Here is a 17,379-nt window from a genome sequence, read left to right as displayed (position 1 = left end):
TGTAATCGAATTGAATAAAACGACTGGGGGAAGAAAAATGAGAGTAAAAGAACAATTGTTAACTTTGAGAGCGTATGTGCCTGGGAAAAATATTGAAGAAGTAAAAAGGGAATATGGATTATCAAAAATTGTGAAATTAGCATCGAACGAAAATCCATTCGGTTGCTCAGCGCGTGTAACAGAAGCATTAACTTCTTTAGCGAGCCAATATGCCCTTTATCCAGATGGATATGCCTTTGAACTTCGGACAAAAGTAGCGGAACATTTAGGTGTAAAAGCAGAACAACTACTATTTGGTAGTGGATTAGATGAAGTCATTCAAATGATTAGCCGTGCATTACTACACGAAGGAACAAATGTTGTAATGGCGAATCCGACATTCTCGCAATACCATCACCATGCTGTTATTGAAGGAGCAGAAGTTCGTGAAGTACCACTTAAAGATGGCATTCATGATTTAGATGCGATGCTAGAGCAAGTAGATGATAAAACGAAGATCGTATGGATTTGTAATCCGAATAATCCGACAGGTACATATGTAGAGAAACAAAAATTACTTTCATTTTTAGAATCAGTTCCTAAGTCAGCGCTCGTTATTATGGACGAGGCATATTATGAATATGCGGGGGCGGAAGACTATCCGCAAACGTTGCCACTTCTTGAAAAGTATGGAAATCTTATGATTTTACGCACGTTTTCAAAAGCATACGGTTTAGCCGCTTTCCGTATTGGGTATGCGGTTGGTAATGAGCAGTTAATTGGGCAATTAGAAGTAGCAAGGTTACCATTTAATACATCGACTGTAGCGCAATCTGTAGCACTCGCTGCTTTAGAAGATCAAGCATTTTTACAAGAATGTGTGAAAAAGAATGAAGAAGGTTTACATCAGTATTACGCATTTTGTAAGGAATATAACGTATTCTATTATCCATCTCAAACAAATTTCATTTTCTTAAAGCTCGGTATTCCTGGTAATGAGGCTTTCGAACGATTAATGAAGAAAGGCTATATCGTTCGTTCTGGTGCTGCATTTGGTATACATGATGGCATTCGTATTACTGTCGGTTTGAAAGAAGAAAATGATGAAATTATAGAACTGTTGAAAGAGCTTGTAAACGAGCAAGTAAAGAAAGAAGAAACATACTCTTAAGAGTTTGTAAAGGCTCCTAATATAGGAGTCTTTTTTTATTTAAATAAAGAAGAACTGTAAAGAGTTCGTGCGGGCTAATAATTAATAAGGGGAGTTATTTGCACGGTCATAAAAGAAAACGGTACAATAGAAAGTAGTAATGCGGTATCGGTGTCATATTTGAATCGTTATCAGTGAAAGTACAAGAAGAAGTATGCTCATTCTAAAGGTTGCGTTCTTACACCTAGTTGCTTATGATAAAGTGAAACTTTAATTAGTAGGGGATGTTTATCCCCCGCTGATTATTAGTTGAACCAATCGGGCTTTTACGGGCAGTTGACCCAAAAACTAACTTCTTTGCCTTAGCTGAATTTTGAGGTGGGGTCTTACTGCCCGTTAATAGCGGGGTAAATGAACAGAAAAGAATATTTTTTAGAATTAAAGGAGACGTTTATGCAAAAGTTTGAACAAGCTGTTTCATATATTGAAAATGGTGAAGCGGAAAAAGGATTACAATTATTAAAAGAACAATTAAAAATCGCGAATGATGAAGAGAAGTATGATATCGCTCGCTATTATCATACACTTGGATTTACGGATGAAGCGTTAGCTATTACAGAAGACTTACGTTTATTGTATCCAGAGGAAAGTGAATTCACTGTATTTTTAGCAGAATTATATATTGATCTAGACAAAGAAGATGAAGCGATTGAGGTGCTTCATGATATTCCAGAAAATGATGATTTATATGTTCAATCGTTATTACTTGTTGCGGATTTATTCCAAATGCAAGGTTTCGATGATGTAGCAGAACAAAAACTATTAAAGGCGAAAGAAATGATGCCTGACGAGCCTGTCATTACGTTTGGATTAGCAGAGTTATATAGTAGTAAAGGTGAAGAACAAAAGGCAATCACTTATTATGAGTCGCTATTAGCGGAACATAAAGTAATGGGTGGTGTTGTCATTGCGCTACGCCTTGGAGAAACGTTAAGCGCGATTGGAAATTGGGAAGAGGCGATTTCTTACTACGAAGCAGGTTTAGAGGAACAAAAAGATATTCACTCATTATTTGGATATGCCTTCACGTTATACCAAGGTGAAGAATACCAACGAGCAATTGGTGCTTGGCAAGAACTGAAAGAATTAGATCCTGAGTATGCATCGCTTTACATGTATTTAGCGAAAAGCTATGAAAAAGAAGGGATGCTTCAAGAAAGCTATGAAACACTTCATGAAGGAATTAAAGTAGATGAGCTTTCTGTACCATTTTATGTAGAATTAGCAAACATTGCAGCGAAATTAGGGAAAATTGCGGAAGCAGAGGAAGTACTTCAAAAAGCGCTTGAGTTAGATCCAGGACATTTAGGTGCAACATTAAAATATGCGTACATCTTAAAGGAACAAGAAAAATATGAAGAGTTAATCGCTGTTGTAGAGTGTGCAATTGATAGCGGAGAACCAGATACACAACTACTTTGGGATCTTGCATTTGCAAAAAAACAATTAGAAATGTATTCGGATGCATTAAAACACTATGAAAGTGCATATACTTCTTTTAAGAATCATCCAGACTTCTTGGAAGAGTACGGTTATTTCTTATTGGAAGAAGGTATGCGAAAAGAGGCGAAAGAAGTATTTACTCAGTTAATACAACTAGACCCGACACAAATTCATATTGAAGAATTGTTATATAATTTAGAGGATTTTTCATAAGTTGGAAGGAAACTGAATGCCGCTTCTTGAATCTAAAAAGAAAAGAGAAAGACAGAGGAGGGACTTAATTGCTATGAATACCCCTGTTTCTGTAAACGAGAAGAAGGATTTTGTAAAATGGTTTTTGAATAATTACCAACTGAAACAGCGTGAATGTGTATGGATTTTGAATTATTTAATGAGTCACGACCAATTGATGCATAAAGTCCACTTCGTAGAGCATGCAAAATATTGTCCGCGTGGCTTAGTAATGTCCGCGAATTGTGTAAAAGATACACCGTTTCACTTTTTTAAACAAAATGTTATGACAACAGATGCTGAAAAATCGTTTCATGATATTCGTTTAAATCGAGATGAGGATATTTATATTCAACTCAATTTTAAATCATCGTTTCAAAATGCCAACTATGTAGCTGTATTAGAAGAAAACCCGTATTTACCAAAGCACATTGAAGTAAATGAAAAAGATCGTTTACTTGCAGAAAGGTTTTTAGAAGAAAGTGTATTTTCTTTTAGAAGAGAACGTCTTCTAAAGCAAATTGATGAAGCGCTGGATAAGCAAGATAAGGAAGCGTTTCATAGGTTAACAGCGGAGTTAAAGATGTTATAAAATTCATTTGGATTCATAAAATTTTACAAATTTCAGACTTTTTAAGAAAAACTACCTTAATATAGGTAGTTTTTCTTTTTTTACCTCTTTTAGTATGGTTTAATATATATAAAGTGAAAGTTCTGTCATTTCCAGGTGAGGGAGGGAAGAAATTTGAAATGGATTGTAAAAGATGTGGAGCAGTTTGAGCAAGCAAGAGAATATGTAGATACGGGTGTTATACCACTTTTATCAATTTCAGCAGCAAAAGAAATGAAAACGGTAGTAGAACAAGGCGAATTTATCGAATTGTTGAGTATGGAGCTAGAAAGAGAATATAAAGGAAGAGTGCTTTTACTACCTGCATTTACGTATCTAGTAGAAAGTCAAAAAAACGAAAAAGGCCGTTTGCAAGAATGGACAAATCATTTGAGAAAGCAAGGTTTTAAGCATATTGCTTATGTTACAAGTGATTTTTCATGGAAAGAAGATATGCAAGAATTGCAGGGAGATTTATTTTGGTTTCCTTCATTAGCGTTAGAACAATTTAGTGATCAAGCGAAAAGAGAAGTGATTCATGCACATATAAAAAATATAATGGTAATGTTAGAAGAAAAATGGGGAAAACAATAATAAACAGAAAGTTCTTATTATTATGAGTAGTATGATATTGACCTGTGCATGAGCGTATTATATCATGATAGTGTCCTAGTTTTTATTTTTTATATAATTTATCACGAGGGGACAATTTCTGATAGAGGGGGGAAATTTTCGTGAGCGAGAAAGAACATCGTGTGTCAAGAAGACAGTTTTTAAATTACACCCTTACAGGGGTAGGAGGCTTTATGGCAGCGGGTATTTTAATGCCGATGACGCGATTTGCGCTTGATCCGGTGTTAAGAAAAGAAGCGGGAACGGATATGGTTGCTGTTGCACAAGTAAAGGATATTACAACAGAGCCGAAACGTTTCGACTTTAAGGTGAAGCAGGTTGATGGTTGGTACAAGTCCGAAGAGCCAAAATCAGCTTGGGTTCATAAAGATGAAAGCGGAGACATTGTTGCGTTCTCTCCAGTATGTAAACATTTAGGATGTACAGTTAACTGGAATTCGGACAAAGCACATCCGAATCAATTCTTTTGTCCATGTCACGGGGGCCGTTACACAAAAGACGGAATTAACATTAAAGGCACGCCGCCCCTTGCTCCACTTGATGTATACGAATCTAAAGTGAAAGATGGAACGTTGTATCTAGGAAAAGCGAAGCCAAGAGGGGGTGCAAAGTAGATGCTAAATAAAATTTATGATTGGGTAGATGAAAGGTTAGATATTACACCAATATGGCGTGATATCGCTGATCATGAAGTACCTGAACATGTAAACCCGGCACATCACTTTTCTGCATTCGTTTATTGCTTTGGCGGACTTACCTTTTTCGTTACTGTAATTCAAATTTTATCTGGAATGTTTTTGACGATGTATTATGTGCCTGATATTAAAAATGCTTGGGAATCGGTTTATTATTTGCAAAATGAAGTTGCATATGGGCAAATTGTTCGTGGTATGCACCACTGGGGTGCTAGTCTCGTAATTGTAATGATGTTTTTACATACACTTAGAGTTTTCTTCCAGGGTGCGTATAAAAAGCCTCGTGAGCTAAACTGGATTGTTGGTGTTCTTATTTTCTTTGTTATGTTAGGTCTTGGTTTTACCGGATATTTATTACCGTGGGATATGAAAGCGTTATTTGCTACGAAAGTAGGGATTCAAATTGCAGAGCAAACGCCGCTCATTGGTCCTTACATTAAAACATTACTCGCTGGTCATTCCGAAATTGTTGGCGCTCAAACATTAACTCGCTTCTTTGCTATTCACGTCTTCTTCTTACCAGCAGCACTTCTAGGTTTAATGGCCTTCCACTTCATCATGATTCGCAAACAAGGTATTTCCGGTCCACTATAAGAGATTGCTAAATTAAAGGGGAAAGAACTAAAGGAGGGAGATTATGCATCGCGGCAAAGGGATGAAGTTTGTAGGAGATTCTCGGGTACCAGTAGCTCGGAAACCAAACATTCCAAAAGACTATTCGGAATACCCAGGGAAAACAGAAGCATTTTGGCCGAACTTCTTGTTAAAAGAATGGATGGTTGGTGCAGTTTTTTTAATCGGTTATTTATGTTTAACAGTGGCGCATCCGTCACCGCTTGAAAGAATGGCGGATCCAACTGATGCTGGGTATATACCACTTCCAGATTGGTATTTCTTATTCTTGTATCAGTTATTAAAGTATTCTTATGCTTCTGGCTCATTTACTGTAATTGGAGCGTTCATTATGCCAGGGATTGCGTTTGGCGCATTACTGTTAGCTCCATTTCTTGATCGAGGCCCAGAAAGACGCCCATTGAAGCGTCCTGTAGCAACGGGATTTATGCTTTTAGCAATTGCATCGATTATCTTTTTAACTTGGGAATCTGTAGCACACCACGACTGGGAAGCTGCAAAAAAACAAGGAGCAATTGTAAAAACAGCACCAGTTGATAAAAATGATGACGGTTATAAATTAATGCAAAAAAATACTTGTTTAACATGTCACGGTGACAATTTACAGGGCGGGGCAGCAGCACCGGCACTGCAAAATTTAACTTTGAAGCCAGAAGAAATTGCTAAAATTGCGAAAGAGGGAAAAGGTTCCATGCCTAAAGGTGTATTTAAAGGTACAGATGAGGAGCTGAAGAAGCTTTCGGAATTCGTTGCAAAGTATAATAAAAAATAATAAAAAGCTGACTACAAAATTTGTAGTCAGCTTTTTATTTTGATGATAGAAAGTTTACTATATAATAGAGTAGAGTTTGATGAAAGAATGAAAGGTGTTGGACATACAACTTGGTTTATTTGTATGCAATGTTAAGACAACGCTCCGTATTATTATTTTTATTAGTTGTTAACATATTAGGTACAATATACGGATTTATATGGTATGGAAATCAATTAAAAGAAACTTCACCTATATTTTGGCCGTTTGTACCTGATAGTCCTATGGCAAGTCTCTTTTTTGTCTTTGTTTTAATTGCTTTTTTAATAAAAAGAAATTGGGGATTAATAGAGGCGCTAGCGATTGTTACTTTAATAAAATATGGAATATGGGCTGTTGTTGTAAATGGGATTATGATCTATGTAAAAGGTCCTATTGGCTTTATCGGGTATATGTTAATGCTTTCACATTTTGCGATGGCAGTACAAGCAGTGCTATATGCACCGTTTTACCGTATAAAAAAATGGCATTTTGCAGTAGCAGCTATATGGACATTACATAACGATGCAATTGATTATTTGTTTTGGCAAATGCCGAGATACGGAATTATGCATTTGTTTGTAGGGGAAATTGGTTATTTTACGTTCTGGTTAAGCATTGCTGTGCTTTGTATGACATATTATTATTGCTTACGTGAGAATCGAAAACAGTTTTCTTTATAATCGTTAGAACATTAGGGGGAGAAAATGAAGAAAAATACGAGTGGTACAAAAATATTGGATCGATTGATTACGATAATTGTTTCATATAGCATAGCATTTTCTATATTTGCACTCGCAACAACGGCGGTTGTATACGGAAAATGGCTATATTATTTTGAAATTGATTTTTTAAACATTCCAGATTTAGCAGATATGACGAAGGATGATATTAAAAGAAATTATGATGTGCTTATCACATATTTATCTCCGTTTTATGACGGTGCATTACAGTTGCCCACATTAGATATGTCTACAAATGGTCGTATTCATTTTGTAGATGTTAAAAATATTTTAGTAAAGATACAATATGTAATGTATGCGACAATTATGATTGCAATAGTAGGCGGCATGTATTTATTAAAAAAGAAAAATGAAAAGTTTTTACTGCATGGATCGATTGTAACAATTATCTTTCCGATTGCGCTTGTGTTACCAATCGCTATTAATTTTGAAAAGAGTTTTGTATTATTCCATAAGCTTTTATTCAGTAATGATTATTGGATGTTTGATATTGAAACGGATCCGATTATATTAATGTTACCAGAAGAGTTCTTTATGCATGCAGCGTGTGCTATTTTATTATTTATTTTATGTGGTAGCATAATTTGTTATAGCTTGTATAAATATTTTGTAAAAAAGAAAAGGATTTCAAAAGAAAAATTCTCTATCTAAAGAGAATTTTTTTGTTTGTAAAACGATAATATATTTTTCCGTCCAGTTCTGTTCTATTCTTGTCCAAATTAACATATTTTGTACTAGTAGTTATAGGGGGGACCGTGATGAAGAGAACATTAGTTGGATTGATAGCATTTCTAATTATAATGTTTCCGTTACGTATATATGCTGAAGAGTGGAGTGAACTAACAGGCTTGTTGGATGACTCATTACAATTAGTGAAGCGTAATGAAGATGAAAAAGCAGTACAAGTATTACAACATTTCTCGGAGCAGTTTGTCATAAAGGGGAATGAAAAGAAGCAAGAAGTAACGCCAGATCAAGTTAGAGTTATTTCTTTAGCTTACGACAAAGCGAAACAATCTCTCGCGGAAGAAGAGGTAAGTAAACAAGTTAAAATTGATAATGTGCTAGCACTGCAGCTCGCTGTTGATGCACAAGTATCGAAGTACCAACCACTTTGGATGGAAAGAGAAGGAAAAGTAATGGATGCCTTTTCTCAAATGGAAAAAGCGATGACAAAAGAAGATACGGGACAGTTTCAACAAACGTTAAACACATTTTTACATGAATTTAATATTATTTATCCAAGCTTAATGATAGCTCTGCCAGAAAACGAAGTGCAGCGTGTAAATGCCCATTTATCTTATTTGGATGAATTCCGTAACGTTATGTTAAAAACGAAAGGTGGGCAAATGCAAGTAGGAATCATTAAAGGGGATTTACAAAAGATATTTCATACAGTAAAAAAAGACGAAATTGCACCCTCTCTCATTTGGTTTATGACAATTACTGGAGGTCTTATTTTATTCACATTAACTTATGTTGGATGGAGAAAGTATAAAGGGGAGAGAGAAAAAAGAAAAAGTAATGTACATTCTAAGAATAGATAATGTAATAAATAAAGATACGGATTGTAAGGTTTATTCATTGACAATGGTGGCAGAAGAAAATAGAATGAGAAGTACTATAATTAAAACTTCAATGGAGGTTCATGATGTTTTATTTAATTTACTTCGCGATCATTTTGATCATACCGTTGTACGCACAGTCAAAAGTACGTAGTGCCTATAGCAAGTATTCACAAGTTTACTCAACATCAGGTATGACAGGAGCAGAAGTGGCTCGGAAAATTTTAGATGAGAATGGATTATACAACGTAGCCGTTGAAGAAACACCAGGTCACTTATCAGACCATTATGATCCAACTGCAAAAACAGTTCGATTATCAACAGATAACTATTACGGTCATTCAGTTGCTGGTACAGCAGTTGCAGCACACGAAGTAGGACACGCAATTCAAGATGCAAAAGATTATAACTTTATGCGCGTTCGTCATTCGTTAGTGCCAGTTGCAAACTTTGGTTCGAATATGTCTTGGATTTTCGTCCTAATCGGTATATTTGCACAAATGTCTGGTTTGTTGTTATTAGGTATCATTTTAATGGCAGCAGGTGTTGTGTTCCAACTTGTTACATTACCAGTTGAATTTGATGCATCCAAGCGTGCAATGCAACAAATTGAAGCGTTAGGTATCGTATCAACTGATGAATATGGGCAAGCTCGTAAAGTATTAAATGCGGCAGCATTAACATATGTAGCAGCTGCAGCTGTAGCGGTATTTGAATTATTACGTCTCGTATTGATTTATACTGGTATGCAGCGTAGCGACGACTAAAGACTATCAATTATGATAGTCTTTTTTGTTTTATGAATTGAATTATATAATATATGGCAAGTAGCAATAATAGAAGTAATGCGGAAAGGTGGTGGGGGAAATGAAATATCCAGACCATTTAGTAAAACAAGTGAAAGAGCGTAGTGCTCCTTATCAATTAGAAGGTTTTTTAAGTGGACAAGGTCCTGAAAATCCTAAATTTATGTTGTTAGGAGAAGCGCCTGGTGAAACAGAAATACATAATGGGATTCCGTTTAGCGGGAGGGCAGGAAAACAATTAATGGGTTTTTTAGAACGTATTCACGTTACAAGGGATGAAGTATATATTACGAGCGCTGTTCGGAGTAGACCTTATAAATGGCGAGAGAAAAAAGAACGAAATGGTGAAATCATACAAAAAAAGTATAATAGAACGCCAAAACAAGGAGAAATAGTTGCCCATGCGCCTTTGTTAGATTATGAATTAGAGAAAATAAATCCGAAGCTTATCGTCACGCTTGGCAATATCGGTCTTCAACGTTTAACAGGAAAAGATAAAAAAATCACAGACGTACACGGACAATTATTCAAACAGCCCATTCAAAAATTAAAGGATATGCAAAGTGCAGAGTTTACATGGTCAGAGAAAGAATATCATATTTTTCCGACATTCCACCCTGCTTCCATTTTTTATAATCGAAGTTTATTGGAGCTTATTTATGAGGATTTAGAGAAACTTAAGCGATATGTAATAAAAAACTAGAAAAGCTAAAAAGCTTTTCTAGTTGTGTTTACGTATGTAACGGATTTTTATTTTCATCCAATGTAAAACCTTCACCAACTACATCGTGTACGTCACTTACAGCAACAAAGGCGTGAGGATCTACAGAAGTAATAATGTTTTTTAGTTTCACGATTTCATTTTTAGCAACAACGCAATACAATACGTTCCGTTCCACTTTTGTATACGACCCAACAGCTTTTAAAAAGGTTGCTCCGCGCTCCATCTCAGATAAAATTTTGGCAGCAATTTCATCGTTTTTATCTGAGATAATCGTTGCTCCTTTTGCTGCATAGGCTCCTTCTTGCATAAAATCAATCACTTTCGCTCCGATAAAAACAGCAACTAACGTATACATACCCTCGCGATATGATAAATAGGTAAGGATAGAGACGATAATGACGATAGCATCAAACATAAACATCGTTTTCCCCATACTCCAGCCAACATATTTATGAGCGAGTCTCGCGATAATATCTACACCGCCAGTAGTTCCGCCGTATTTAAATATAATCCCAAGACCGATACCAATAAATGCTCCGGCGAATAAAGCAGCAAGTGTCATATCGTTTTGTAAGTTTACATGTAAGTTGAGAACTTCGTAACGCTGAAAAATCCATAGAAATAAAGATACGCTAAAGGTGCCGATTAGTGTATATATAAATGTCGTTCTTCCAAGTAATTTCCAACCAATAAAAAATATAGGGATATTTAAAAGTAAGTTTGAATAAGAAGGGTCAAACTTAAATAGAAAATACAATAATAGTGTAATACCGGTAAATCCACCTTCTGCAAGGTGATTTTCAATATTGATATTCACAATACCGAAAGAAAAAATAGCGGAACCGATTAAAATGAAAATGATATTTCGAATCTTCAAATTTGATGTCATATAGAAATCCCCCTAATTATGTAAATGGCATTGCTCCGCTGAAACGGTAAAACATAATGATAAGTAATTTCTAGTTGCTAGTGAAAATAGTGAAGGCTGTAAAAACGCAAAAGAAGTTTCACTTTACCCCGTTCCAACGGCTGGTAGGGAATAAAGCAAGGAAGCAGGGAAAACCAGTCGTTGGAACCCGATTGGTTTAGGTTGATCTTTTGCCAAAAATGCAAAAGAAAGTTTCACTTTATTATAATCTTTCCCAAAAAGGGTCGCAAATAGGTGTTTGGCGGGGAATAATATTTGTCAAATCGCGATGAATTGGCTAACATGAAAGAGGAAGGATTAGAGGTGAATTGTATGGAAGCGAAAACGATGAAGGATATGCAGAAAGAAGTAGATGCATATATTGGTCAGTTTAAAGAAGGTTATTTCAGTCCACTTGCAATGATGGCTCGTTTAACGGAAGAAATGGGGGAGCTTGCAAGAGAGGTTAATCATTATTATGGTGAGAAACCGAAGAAAACAACTGAAACAGAACGTAGTATTGAAGAAGAGCTTGGAGATGTATTATTTGTTATGATTTGTATGGCAAATAGTTTAAATATTGATTTAGAAACAGCACATAACATTGTAATGAATAAATTTAATACTCGCGATAAAGATCGCTGGACACGTATTGATGAGGGAGAGAAAGAATAATGAAAGAAATTAAAGTAATTATCGCTGGACCAAGAGGACGTATGGGACATGAAGCAGTTCTTCTTATGGAAAGAACGGAACATTTTAATTTAGTAGCAGCAGTGGATTATAAGCATGGTGGAGAGAAAATCTCTGATTTACCTGGAATGCCAGCGTTAGATACACCTATTTACGCGGATTTACATACTTGTTTAGAGGAAGTAGAAGCAGATGTGTTGTTAGATTTAACAACGCCAGAAGTTGGAAAACAACACGTTACACTAGCAGTTGAGCGTGGACTTCGTTCTGTTATTGGTACAACTGGATTTACAGAAGAAGAGCTAAAACAATTAACCGAGACTGCAAAAGAAAAAGCAGTAGGAACAATTATCGCTCCAAACTTTGCAATTGGTGCAGTTCTTATGATGAAATTCTCACAAATGGCAGCGAAGTACTTCCAAGATGTTGAAGTAATTGAATTGCATCATGATCAAAAGTTAGATGCACCATCTGGTACTGCGGTAAAAACAGTAGAATTGATTCGTCAAAATCGTGAATCTAAGCAGCAAGGTCATCCAAATGAAGTAGAGCAACTAAAAGGAGCTCGTGGTGCAAACGTAGACGGCATTCACATTCATAGTGTACGTTTACCAGGACTTATTGCACACCAAGAAGTAATGTTTGGTGGAGACGGACAAATGTTAACAGTTCGCCATGATTCATTCAATCGTGCATCATTTATGTCTGGTGTAAAACTATCAATTGAGACAGTAATGAATCTAGATCATCTTGTGTACGGTTTAGAAAATATTATCGACTAAAGGGGAGACAACGGATGAAAATTGCCTTAATCGCACATGACAAAAAGAAAAATGACATGGTTTCGTTTGCATACGCATATAAACCAATTTTTGAACAACATGAATTATTTGCAACAGGAACGACAGGGCTTCGTATTATGGAAGCGACCGGTTTAGTTGTAACAAGATATCAATCTGGTCCTCTTGGTGGCGATCAAGAAATTGGTGCAATGATTGCGAAAAATGATTTAGACATGGTAATTTTCTTCCGCGATCCATTAACAGCACAGCCGCATGAACCGGATGTGAATGCATTGCTTCGTTTATGTGATGTATATGCAATTCCACTTGCAACGAATATGGCGAGTGCTGAAATGTTAATGCACGCATTAGAACGAGGAGATTTAGATTACCGCAAGTTAAGAAAATGAGGGGAACAATTATGAGTGGATTACATATATTAGCGTTTGGTGCTCATGCCGATGATGTTGAAATCGGCATGGCTGGTACCATTGCTAAATATACGAAGCAAGGGTATGAAGTAGGTATTTGTGATTTAACAGAAGCTGATCTTTCTTCTAATGGAACGATAGAGTTAAGAAAAGAAGAAGCAAAGGCGGCAGCTCGTATAATGGGAGTAAAAACGAGACTAAATTTAGCGATGCCAGACCGTGGTTTGTATATGAAAGAAGAGTATATACGTGAAATTGTAAAGGTAATTCGTACATATAAACCAAAACTAGTTTTTGCACCGTATTATGAAGATCGTCATCCAGATCATGCAAATTGTGCAAAACTTGTGGAAGAAGCTATTTTTTCAGCGGGAATTCGCAAATATATGCCAGAGGTTCCACCACATCGTGTGGAGTCTTTTTATCATTATATGATTAATGGTTTTCATAAACCGAATTTTTGTATAGATATTAGTGAATACGTATCGCAAAAAGTGGAAGCACTAGAAGCGTATGAAAGTCAGTTTTCAACAGGGAGTGATGGTGTGAAAACGCCGTTAACAGAAGGTTACGTTGAAACTGTAGTCGCTCGTGAGAAAATGTTTGGAAAAGAAGTTGGAGTCTTATATGCCGAAGGGTTTATGAGTAAGAAACCGGTTTTATTACATGCTGATTTAATAGGGGGATGTAAATGAAATTAAAAATAGGTATTACATGTTATCCTTCTGTAGGTGGTTCTGGAGTTGTTGGAACAGAATTAGGAAAGCAATTAGCGGAACGCGGGCATGAAATTCATTTTATTACATCGGGTTTACCATTCCGGTTAAATAAAGTGTATCCAAACATTTACTTTCATGAAGTGACAGTAAATCAATACTCTGTATTTCAATATCCACCGTACGATTTAGCGTTAGCGAGTAAAATGGCAGAGGTTGCACAAAGAGAAAACCTAGACATTTTACATGTGCATTACGCAATACCACATGCCATTTGTGCTTATTTAGCAAAACAAATGATTGGCGAGCGTATTAAAATTGTTACAACCTTGCATGGAACAGATATTACTGTGTTAGGTTCCGACCCTTCGTTAAATAATTTAATTCGTTTTGGTATTGAGCAATCCGATGTTGTGACGGCTGTCTCGCATTCATTAATTAACGAAACGCATGAGCTTGTAAAACCAAATAAAGACATTCAAACGGTATATAACTTTATAGACGAACGTGTATATTTCAAGCGTGATATGACTCAATTAAAGAAAGAATACGGTATAAGTGAAAGTGAAAAGATACTCATTCATATTTCAAATTTCCGTAAAGTGAAACGTGTGCAAGATGTTGTGCAAGCATTTGCTAAAATTGTTACAGAAGTAGATGCGAAGTTGCTTCTTGTTGGAGATGGACCGGAATTTTGCACGATTTTACAGTTGGTGAAAAATTTACATATTGAAGATCGCGTCTTATTTTTAGGGAAGCAAGATAATGTTGCAGAGTTACTTGCGATGAGTGATTTAATGTTACTTCTATCAGAGAAAGAGAGTTTTGGTCTTGTTTTATTAGAAGCGATGGCGTGTGGTGTACCTTGTATCGGAACAAGGGTTGGAGGTATTCCAGAAGTCATTCAACATGGTGATACAGGATATTTATGTGAAGTTGGCGATACAACAGGAGTGGCCAATCAAGCTATTCAGCTATTAAAGGATGAAGAACTTCACCGTATTATGGGAGAGCGAGCAAGAGAAAGTGTTTACGAGCAGTTCCGCTCTGAAAAAATCGTCTCACAATATGAAACGATTTACTATGATGTACTAAGGGATGACAAAAATGAAAAGATTTAAAAAAGCTAGTTCTATTATTGAGACTTTAAAGCAACAAGGGCATGAGGCCTACTTTGTCGGCGGAAGCGTACGCGATCTTATTATCGATAGGCCGATTGGAGATATTGATATTGCGACATCTGCTTTACCAGAAGAAGTGATGGCTATATTTCCAAGACATGTTCCTGTTGGTCTTGAGCATGGAACTGTAATTGTAGTAGAAAATGGTGAACCTTATGAGGTAACCACGTTTCGAACAGAGAGCGAATATGAAGATTTTCGAAGACCTAGTAGTGTTCAATTTGTTCGTTCATTAGAAGAGGATTTAAAACGTCGTGATTTCACAATGAATGCAATTGCTATGACAGAAGAAGGCGAAATGGTTGATTTATTTGCTGGGCAGGAAGCGATTCAAAAGAGAGAAATTGTGACAGTGGGAAATGCTGCGGATCGTTTTCAAGAAGATGCCCTGCGAATGATGCGTGGTATTCGGTTCGTAAGTACGTTAGGTTTTTCTTTAGAGACGAAAACGAAACAAGCAATTGAAACATATGGACATTTGCTGGAACATATAGCAATTGAGAGAATTACAGTGGAGTTTGAAAAACTGTTAACTGGCACATATTGTGTGAAGGCTCTCAAAGAATTAGTAGAAACGAAACTATTTTCTCATCTACCATATTTACAGATGTCAGAAGAGAGATTGTTAAAAGCTACGCAGTATAACTGGGATTCTTTTGAAACAGACATTGAGGCATGGGCCTTTTTCTTATATTGTATCGGGGAAGAACATCCAGCTGTCTTTTTACGTCAATGGAAGTTTTCAAATAAAAAAATAAAAGATATCGTAGCAGTTTTATTAACAGTCCGTAAGAGAAAGGAGAAGGATTGGGATACAGTTCTTCTTTATAAAACGGGAATTCATATAGCTGAAATGGCAGAAAGAGTATATGAAGCGATGATTGAAAGCTATGATCATACATCTGTGAAACGAGTACAAACGTTGTTTCAAGCATTGCCAATCAAGAATCGACAAGAGATGAATGTGACTGGGAATGATTTGTTAAACTGGGCAAGTAAAAAGCCAGGTCCGTGGGTTGCTGAAATGATTCAAAAAATTGAAGAAGCAATCGTACAAGGAAATGTAGTGAATGAGAAAGAGTGTATAAGGGAGTGGCTGCAAGAATGCAATCTACTATAAGAAAGCAGTTATTGCAAGTTTTTTCGGAAGCGGATGGCGAGTTTGTATCTGGTCAAACAATTAGTGATAAACTTGGTTGCTCAAGAACTGCTGTGTGGAAACATATGGAGGACCTTCGGAATGAGGGGTATGAACTTGAAGCTGTGCGTCGATTAGGCTATCGAATTGCAAGTAAGCCAGACAAAGTGACTGCGAATGAAATTCAGTTAGGATTACAAACGAAACATATTGGTAGAACAGTGTATTTTGAAGAGTCTGTTGAATCGACGCAGTATATTGCAGCAAAACTTGCTTATGAAGGTGCAGAAGAAGGAACGATTGTTGTGGCAGAAGAACAAACAGCGGGTAGAGGTCGTTTAAGCAGAAAATGGCATTCACCAAAAGGAACAGGAATTTGGATGAGTATTATTTTACGTCCATCAATCCCGGTTCATCATGCACCACAACTTACTTTGTTAGCCGCTGTTAGCGTTGCGCAAGCAATTGAAAAGTGCACAGGTGTAAATGTAGGAATAAAATGGCCGAATGATATTTTAATTCAGGGGAAAAAAGCTGTAGGTATATTAACAGAAATGCAAGCTGATCCTGATAAAATTAATGCTGTCATTATGGGTATTGGTATTAATGCGAATCAAAAGCAAGAACATTTTGATGAGGAAATTCAGCATATTGCTACTTCTTTAGCGATTGAATCTGGTAAGCCAATTGTTCGTGCGGAGCTTATGCAACAAATCTTTTTACAACTAGAAAAATTATATGAAGAGTATTTACAAAATGGTTTCTCTGTCATTAAAATTCTTTGGGAAAGTTACGCTGTGAGCATCGGGAAAGAAATTAACGCTCGAACGATGAGAGAGACAATTACAGGGATAGCAAAAGGAATTACAGAGGATGGTGTATTGCTTCTAGAAGATCATGAAGGAAAAGTACATCACATTCATTCTGCGGATATCGAAATTAAGTAAAAGAAGTTCCTCTTTTGGAACTTCTTTTTTATTTCAATATTTTTGAAATGAGTTTGCGGTGTGATAATGAATTTTTTAGTATTTACTTGTCATTTGACGATTACTTTTCCCTCCATTCCTTTAAGAAGGTGATACCGGCATATTAATTCATATGTACCAGTATTTTTAGGTTTCACGGTAATATTTTTTTCTTTTCCTGATTCGACTACGACGTCAATGCCGAGTTTTTTTACTGTAAAGGTGTGCTCACTCTTGCCTTTATTTTTCAATAGCAATGTTGTTGATTCTTCAATTGGAATCGTGATGACGTTCGGTTTAAAGTAATCATCGTTTAGCTCAACTTCAATCACTTTGGCAGACTCAACAGGTTGTGTTACGACGTTAACTGAGGCAAATACATTGAGGGAATTTAAAGTTGTTACTCCCACAAGCATCACAAGAAAACCGATGAATCGAAATAACCATGTGCTTATAGACATTAGCAATCCTCCTTTTGTAAGTATGTTTCCTCAATTAACCTGC

Annotated in this window: 21 protein-coding genes; 19 read left to right on the top strand and 2 right to left on the bottom strand. The window is 36.3% G+C overall.

Translation table 11 applies throughout. The features are described 5' to 3' along the window. Window positions 1-37 precede the first annotated feature (37 nt). The 12 genes from hisC to PDK19_RS10730 all read left to right on the top strand — a co-directional run bounded on the left by hisC (window position 38) and on the right by PDK19_RS10730 (window position 10,041). On the top strand, window positions 38-1,150 hold the full coding sequence (hisC, locus tag PDK19_RS10785; RefSeq protein WP_049113555.1) for a histidinol-phosphate transaminase: 1,113 nt from the start codon (window positions 38-40) through the stop codon (window positions 1,148-1,150). Window positions 1,151-1,582: 432 nt separating this feature from the next. Next, complete coding sequence (locus PDK19_RS10780; protein WP_270707080.1) at window positions 1,583-2,845, top strand: tetratricopeptide repeat protein; 1,263 nt, start codon at window positions 1,583-1,585, stop codon at window positions 2,843-2,845. A gap of 73 nt (window positions 2,846-2,918) precedes the next feature. After that, on the top strand, window positions 2,919-3,455 hold the full coding sequence (locus PDK19_RS10775) for a ReoY family proteolytic degradation factor (RefSeq protein ID WP_001095923.1): 537 nt from the start codon (window positions 2,919-2,921) through the stop codon (window positions 3,453-3,455). A gap of 135 nt (window positions 3,456-3,590) precedes the next feature. Next, window positions 3,591-4,067, top strand: coding sequence for a YpiF family protein (locus PDK19_RS10770; protein ID WP_116733345.1), 477 nt, complete (start codon window positions 3,591-3,593; stop codon window positions 4,065-4,067). Between the two features lie 140 nt (window positions 4,068-4,207). Further along, window positions 4,208-4,720, top strand: a complete 513-nt coding sequence (qcrA, locus tag PDK19_RS10765) for a menaquinol-cytochrome c reductase iron-sulfur subunit (RefSeq protein ID WP_001290418.1) — start codon at window positions 4,208-4,210, stop codon at window positions 4,718-4,720. Then, window positions 4,721-5,395: a menaquinol-cytochrome c reductase cytochrome b subunit gene (gene qcrB, locus PDK19_RS10760; protein ID WP_000932700.1), complete on the top strand. Its 675-nt coding sequence runs from the start codon at window positions 4,721-4,723 to the stop codon at window positions 5,393-5,395. A gap of 43 nt (window positions 5,396-5,438) precedes the next feature. Then, window positions 5,439-6,206, top strand: a complete 768-nt coding sequence (gene qcrC, locus PDK19_RS10755; RefSeq protein WP_000554603.1) for a menaquinol-cytochrome c reductase cytochrome b/c subunit — start codon at window positions 5,439-5,441, stop codon at window positions 6,204-6,206. Between the two features lie 110 nt (window positions 6,207-6,316). After that, window positions 6,317-6,907: a DUF1405 domain-containing protein gene (locus PDK19_RS10750; RefSeq protein ID WP_000262825.1), complete on the top strand. Its 591-nt coding sequence runs from the start codon at window positions 6,317-6,319 to the stop codon at window positions 6,905-6,907. Window positions 6,908-6,931: 24 nt separating this feature from the next. Next, window positions 6,932-7,618 carry a lipoprotein intramolecular transacylase Lit gene (lit, locus tag PDK19_RS10745; protein WP_049113561.1) on the top strand — a complete coding sequence of 229 codons (687 nt, stop codon included), beginning with the start codon at window positions 6,932-6,934 and terminating at the stop codon, window positions 7,616-7,618. A gap of 107 nt (window positions 7,619-7,725) precedes the next feature. After that, window positions 7,726-8,514 (top strand): sporulation protein YpjB, encoded by a 789-nt coding sequence (ypjB, locus tag PDK19_RS10740; RefSeq protein WP_000831687.1) that lies wholly within the window; start codon window positions 7,726-7,728, stop codon window positions 8,512-8,514. A gap of 104 nt (window positions 8,515-8,618) precedes the next feature. After that, window positions 8,619-9,299 (top strand): zinc metallopeptidase, encoded by a 681-nt coding sequence (locus PDK19_RS10735; protein WP_000499537.1) that lies wholly within the window; start codon window positions 8,619-8,621, stop codon window positions 9,297-9,299. Window positions 9,300-9,399: 100 nt separating this feature from the next. Next, window positions 9,400-10,041 carry a uracil-DNA glycosylase gene (locus PDK19_RS10730; RefSeq protein WP_049113566.1) on the top strand — a complete coding sequence of 214 codons (642 nt, stop codon included), beginning with the start codon at window positions 9,400-9,402 and terminating at the stop codon, window positions 10,039-10,041. Window positions 10,042-10,069: 28 nt separating this feature from the next. Here PDK19_RS10730 and PDK19_RS10725 read toward each other — a convergent pair whose 3' ends face one another. After that, window positions 10,070-10,951, bottom strand: coding sequence for a YitT family protein (locus tag PDK19_RS10725; protein WP_049113568.1), 882 nt, complete (start codon window positions 10,949-10,951; stop codon window positions 10,070-10,072). Between the two features lie 351 nt (window positions 10,952-11,302). Between PDK19_RS10725 and PDK19_RS10720 the strand changes: the two genes are divergently transcribed. The 7 genes from PDK19_RS10720 to PDK19_RS10690 are packed head-to-tail and all read left to right on the top strand — an operon-like array spanning window position 11,303 to window position 16,857. Continuing rightward, entirely contained in the window at window positions 11,303-11,644 is a 342-nt protein-coding gene (locus tag PDK19_RS10720; protein ID WP_001992677.1) for a nucleotide pyrophosphohydrolase, read from the top strand. Beyond that, the gene (dapB, locus tag PDK19_RS10715) at window positions 11,644-12,444 is read left to right on the top strand and encodes a dihydrodipicolinate reductase (protein WP_000658804.1); all 801 of its coding nucleotides are present in this window, start codon (window positions 11,644-11,646) and stop codon (window positions 12,442-12,444) included. Before PDK19_RS10720 ends, dapB begins: the two co-directional genes overlap by 1 nt. Before the next feature lie 14 nt (window positions 12,445-12,458). Continuing rightward, entirely contained in the window at window positions 12,459-12,854 is a 396-nt protein-coding gene (gene mgsA, locus PDK19_RS10710) for a methylglyoxal synthase (protein ID WP_000684765.1), read from the top strand. Window positions 12,855-12,865: 11 nt separating this feature from the next. After that, complete coding sequence (gene bshB1, locus PDK19_RS10705) at window positions 12,866-13,570, top strand: bacillithiol biosynthesis deacetylase BshB1 (RefSeq protein WP_000015666.1); 705 nt, start codon at window positions 12,866-12,868, stop codon at window positions 13,568-13,570. After that, complete coding sequence (gene bshA, locus PDK19_RS10700; protein WP_000768300.1) at window positions 13,567-14,712, top strand: N-acetyl-alpha-D-glucosaminyl L-malate synthase BshA; 1,146 nt, start codon at window positions 13,567-13,569, stop codon at window positions 14,710-14,712. Before bshB1 ends, bshA begins: the two co-directional genes overlap by 4 nt. Further along, complete coding sequence (locus tag PDK19_RS10695) at window positions 14,699-15,892, top strand: CCA tRNA nucleotidyltransferase (protein WP_000819498.1); 1,194 nt, start codon at window positions 14,699-14,701, stop codon at window positions 15,890-15,892. Before bshA ends, PDK19_RS10695 begins: the two co-directional genes overlap by 14 nt. Next, entirely contained in the window at window positions 15,877-16,857 is a 981-nt protein-coding gene (locus tag PDK19_RS10690) for a biotin--[acetyl-CoA-carboxylase] ligase (RefSeq protein WP_016717023.1), read from the top strand. Before PDK19_RS10695 ends, PDK19_RS10690 begins: the two co-directional genes overlap by 16 nt. 89 nt (window positions 16,858-16,946) lie before the next feature. On the opposite strand, the gene PDK19_RS10685 is transcribed toward PDK19_RS10690, so the two are convergent. Then, entirely contained in the window at window positions 16,947-17,336 is a 390-nt protein-coding gene (locus tag PDK19_RS10685; protein WP_048551610.1) for a cupredoxin domain-containing protein, read from the bottom strand. Window positions 17,337-17,379 lie beyond the last annotated feature (43 nt).

The sequence above is a fragment of the Bacillus cereus group sp. BcHK124 genome (assembly GCF_027712065.1).
Taxonomy (GTDB): domain Bacteria; phylum Bacillota; class Bacilli; order Bacillales; family Bacillaceae_G; genus Bacillus_A; species Bacillus_A pacificus.
This window is presented reverse-complemented; position numbering and strand designations above follow the sequence as displayed.

Coding starts and splice junctions, on each gene's coding strand:
- bshB1 (WP_000015666.1), top strand. CDS start 12,866: ATGAGTGGATTACATATATTAGCGTTTGGTGCTCATGCCGATGATGTT.
- bshA (WP_000768300.1), top strand. CDS start 13,567: ATGAAATTAAAAATAGGTATTACATGTTATCCTTCTGTAGGTGGTTCT.
- PDK19_RS10695 (WP_000819498.1), top strand. CDS start 14,699: ATGAAAAGATTTAAAAAAGCTAGTTCTATTATTGAGACTTTAAAGCAA.
- PDK19_RS10780 (WP_270707080.1), top strand. CDS start 1,583: ATGCAAAAGTTTGAACAAGCTGTTTCATATATTGAAAATGGTGAAGCG.
- PDK19_RS10775 (WP_001095923.1), top strand. CDS start 2,919: ATGAATACCCCTGTTTCTGTAAACGAGAAGAAGGATTTTGTAAAATGG.
- ypjB (WP_000831687.1), top strand. CDS start 7,726: ATGAAGAGAACATTAGTTGGATTGATAGCATTTCTAATTATAATGTTT.
- PDK19_RS10735 (WP_000499537.1), top strand. CDS start 8,619: ATGTTTTATTTAATTTACTTCGCGATCATTTTGATCATACCGTTGTAC.
- dapB (WP_000658804.1), top strand. CDS start 11,644: ATGAAAGAAATTAAAGTAATTATCGCTGGACCAAGAGGACGTATGGGA.
- qcrB (WP_000932700.1), top strand. CDS start 4,721: ATGCTAAATAAAATTTATGATTGGGTAGATGAAAGGTTAGATATTACA.
- PDK19_RS10685 (WP_048551610.1), bottom strand. CDS start 17,336: ATGTCTATAAGCACATGGTTATTTCGATTCATCGGTTTTCTTGTGATG.
- PDK19_RS10720 (WP_001992677.1), top strand. CDS start 11,303: ATGGAAGCGAAAACGATGAAGGATATGCAGAAAGAAGTAGATGCATAT.
- hisC (WP_049113555.1), top strand. CDS start 38: ATGAGAGTAAAAGAACAATTGTTAACTTTGAGAGCGTATGTGCCTGGG.
- PDK19_RS10690 (WP_016717023.1), top strand. CDS start 15,877: ATGCAATCTACTATAAGAAAGCAGTTATTGCAAGTTTTTTCGGAAGCG.
- PDK19_RS10730 (WP_049113566.1), top strand. CDS start 9,400: ATGAAATATCCAGACCATTTAGTAAAACAAGTGAAAGAGCGTAGTGCT.
- PDK19_RS10725 (WP_049113568.1), bottom strand. CDS start 10,951: ATGACATCAAATTTGAAGATTCGAAATATCATTTTCATTTTAATCGGT.
- qcrC (WP_000554603.1), top strand. CDS start 5,439: ATGCATCGCGGCAAAGGGATGAAGTTTGTAGGAGATTCTCGGGTACCA.
- mgsA (WP_000684765.1), top strand. CDS start 12,459: ATGAAAATTGCCTTAATCGCACATGACAAAAAGAAAAATGACATGGTT.
- lit (WP_049113561.1), top strand. CDS start 6,932: ATGAAGAAAAATACGAGTGGTACAAAAATATTGGATCGATTGATTACG.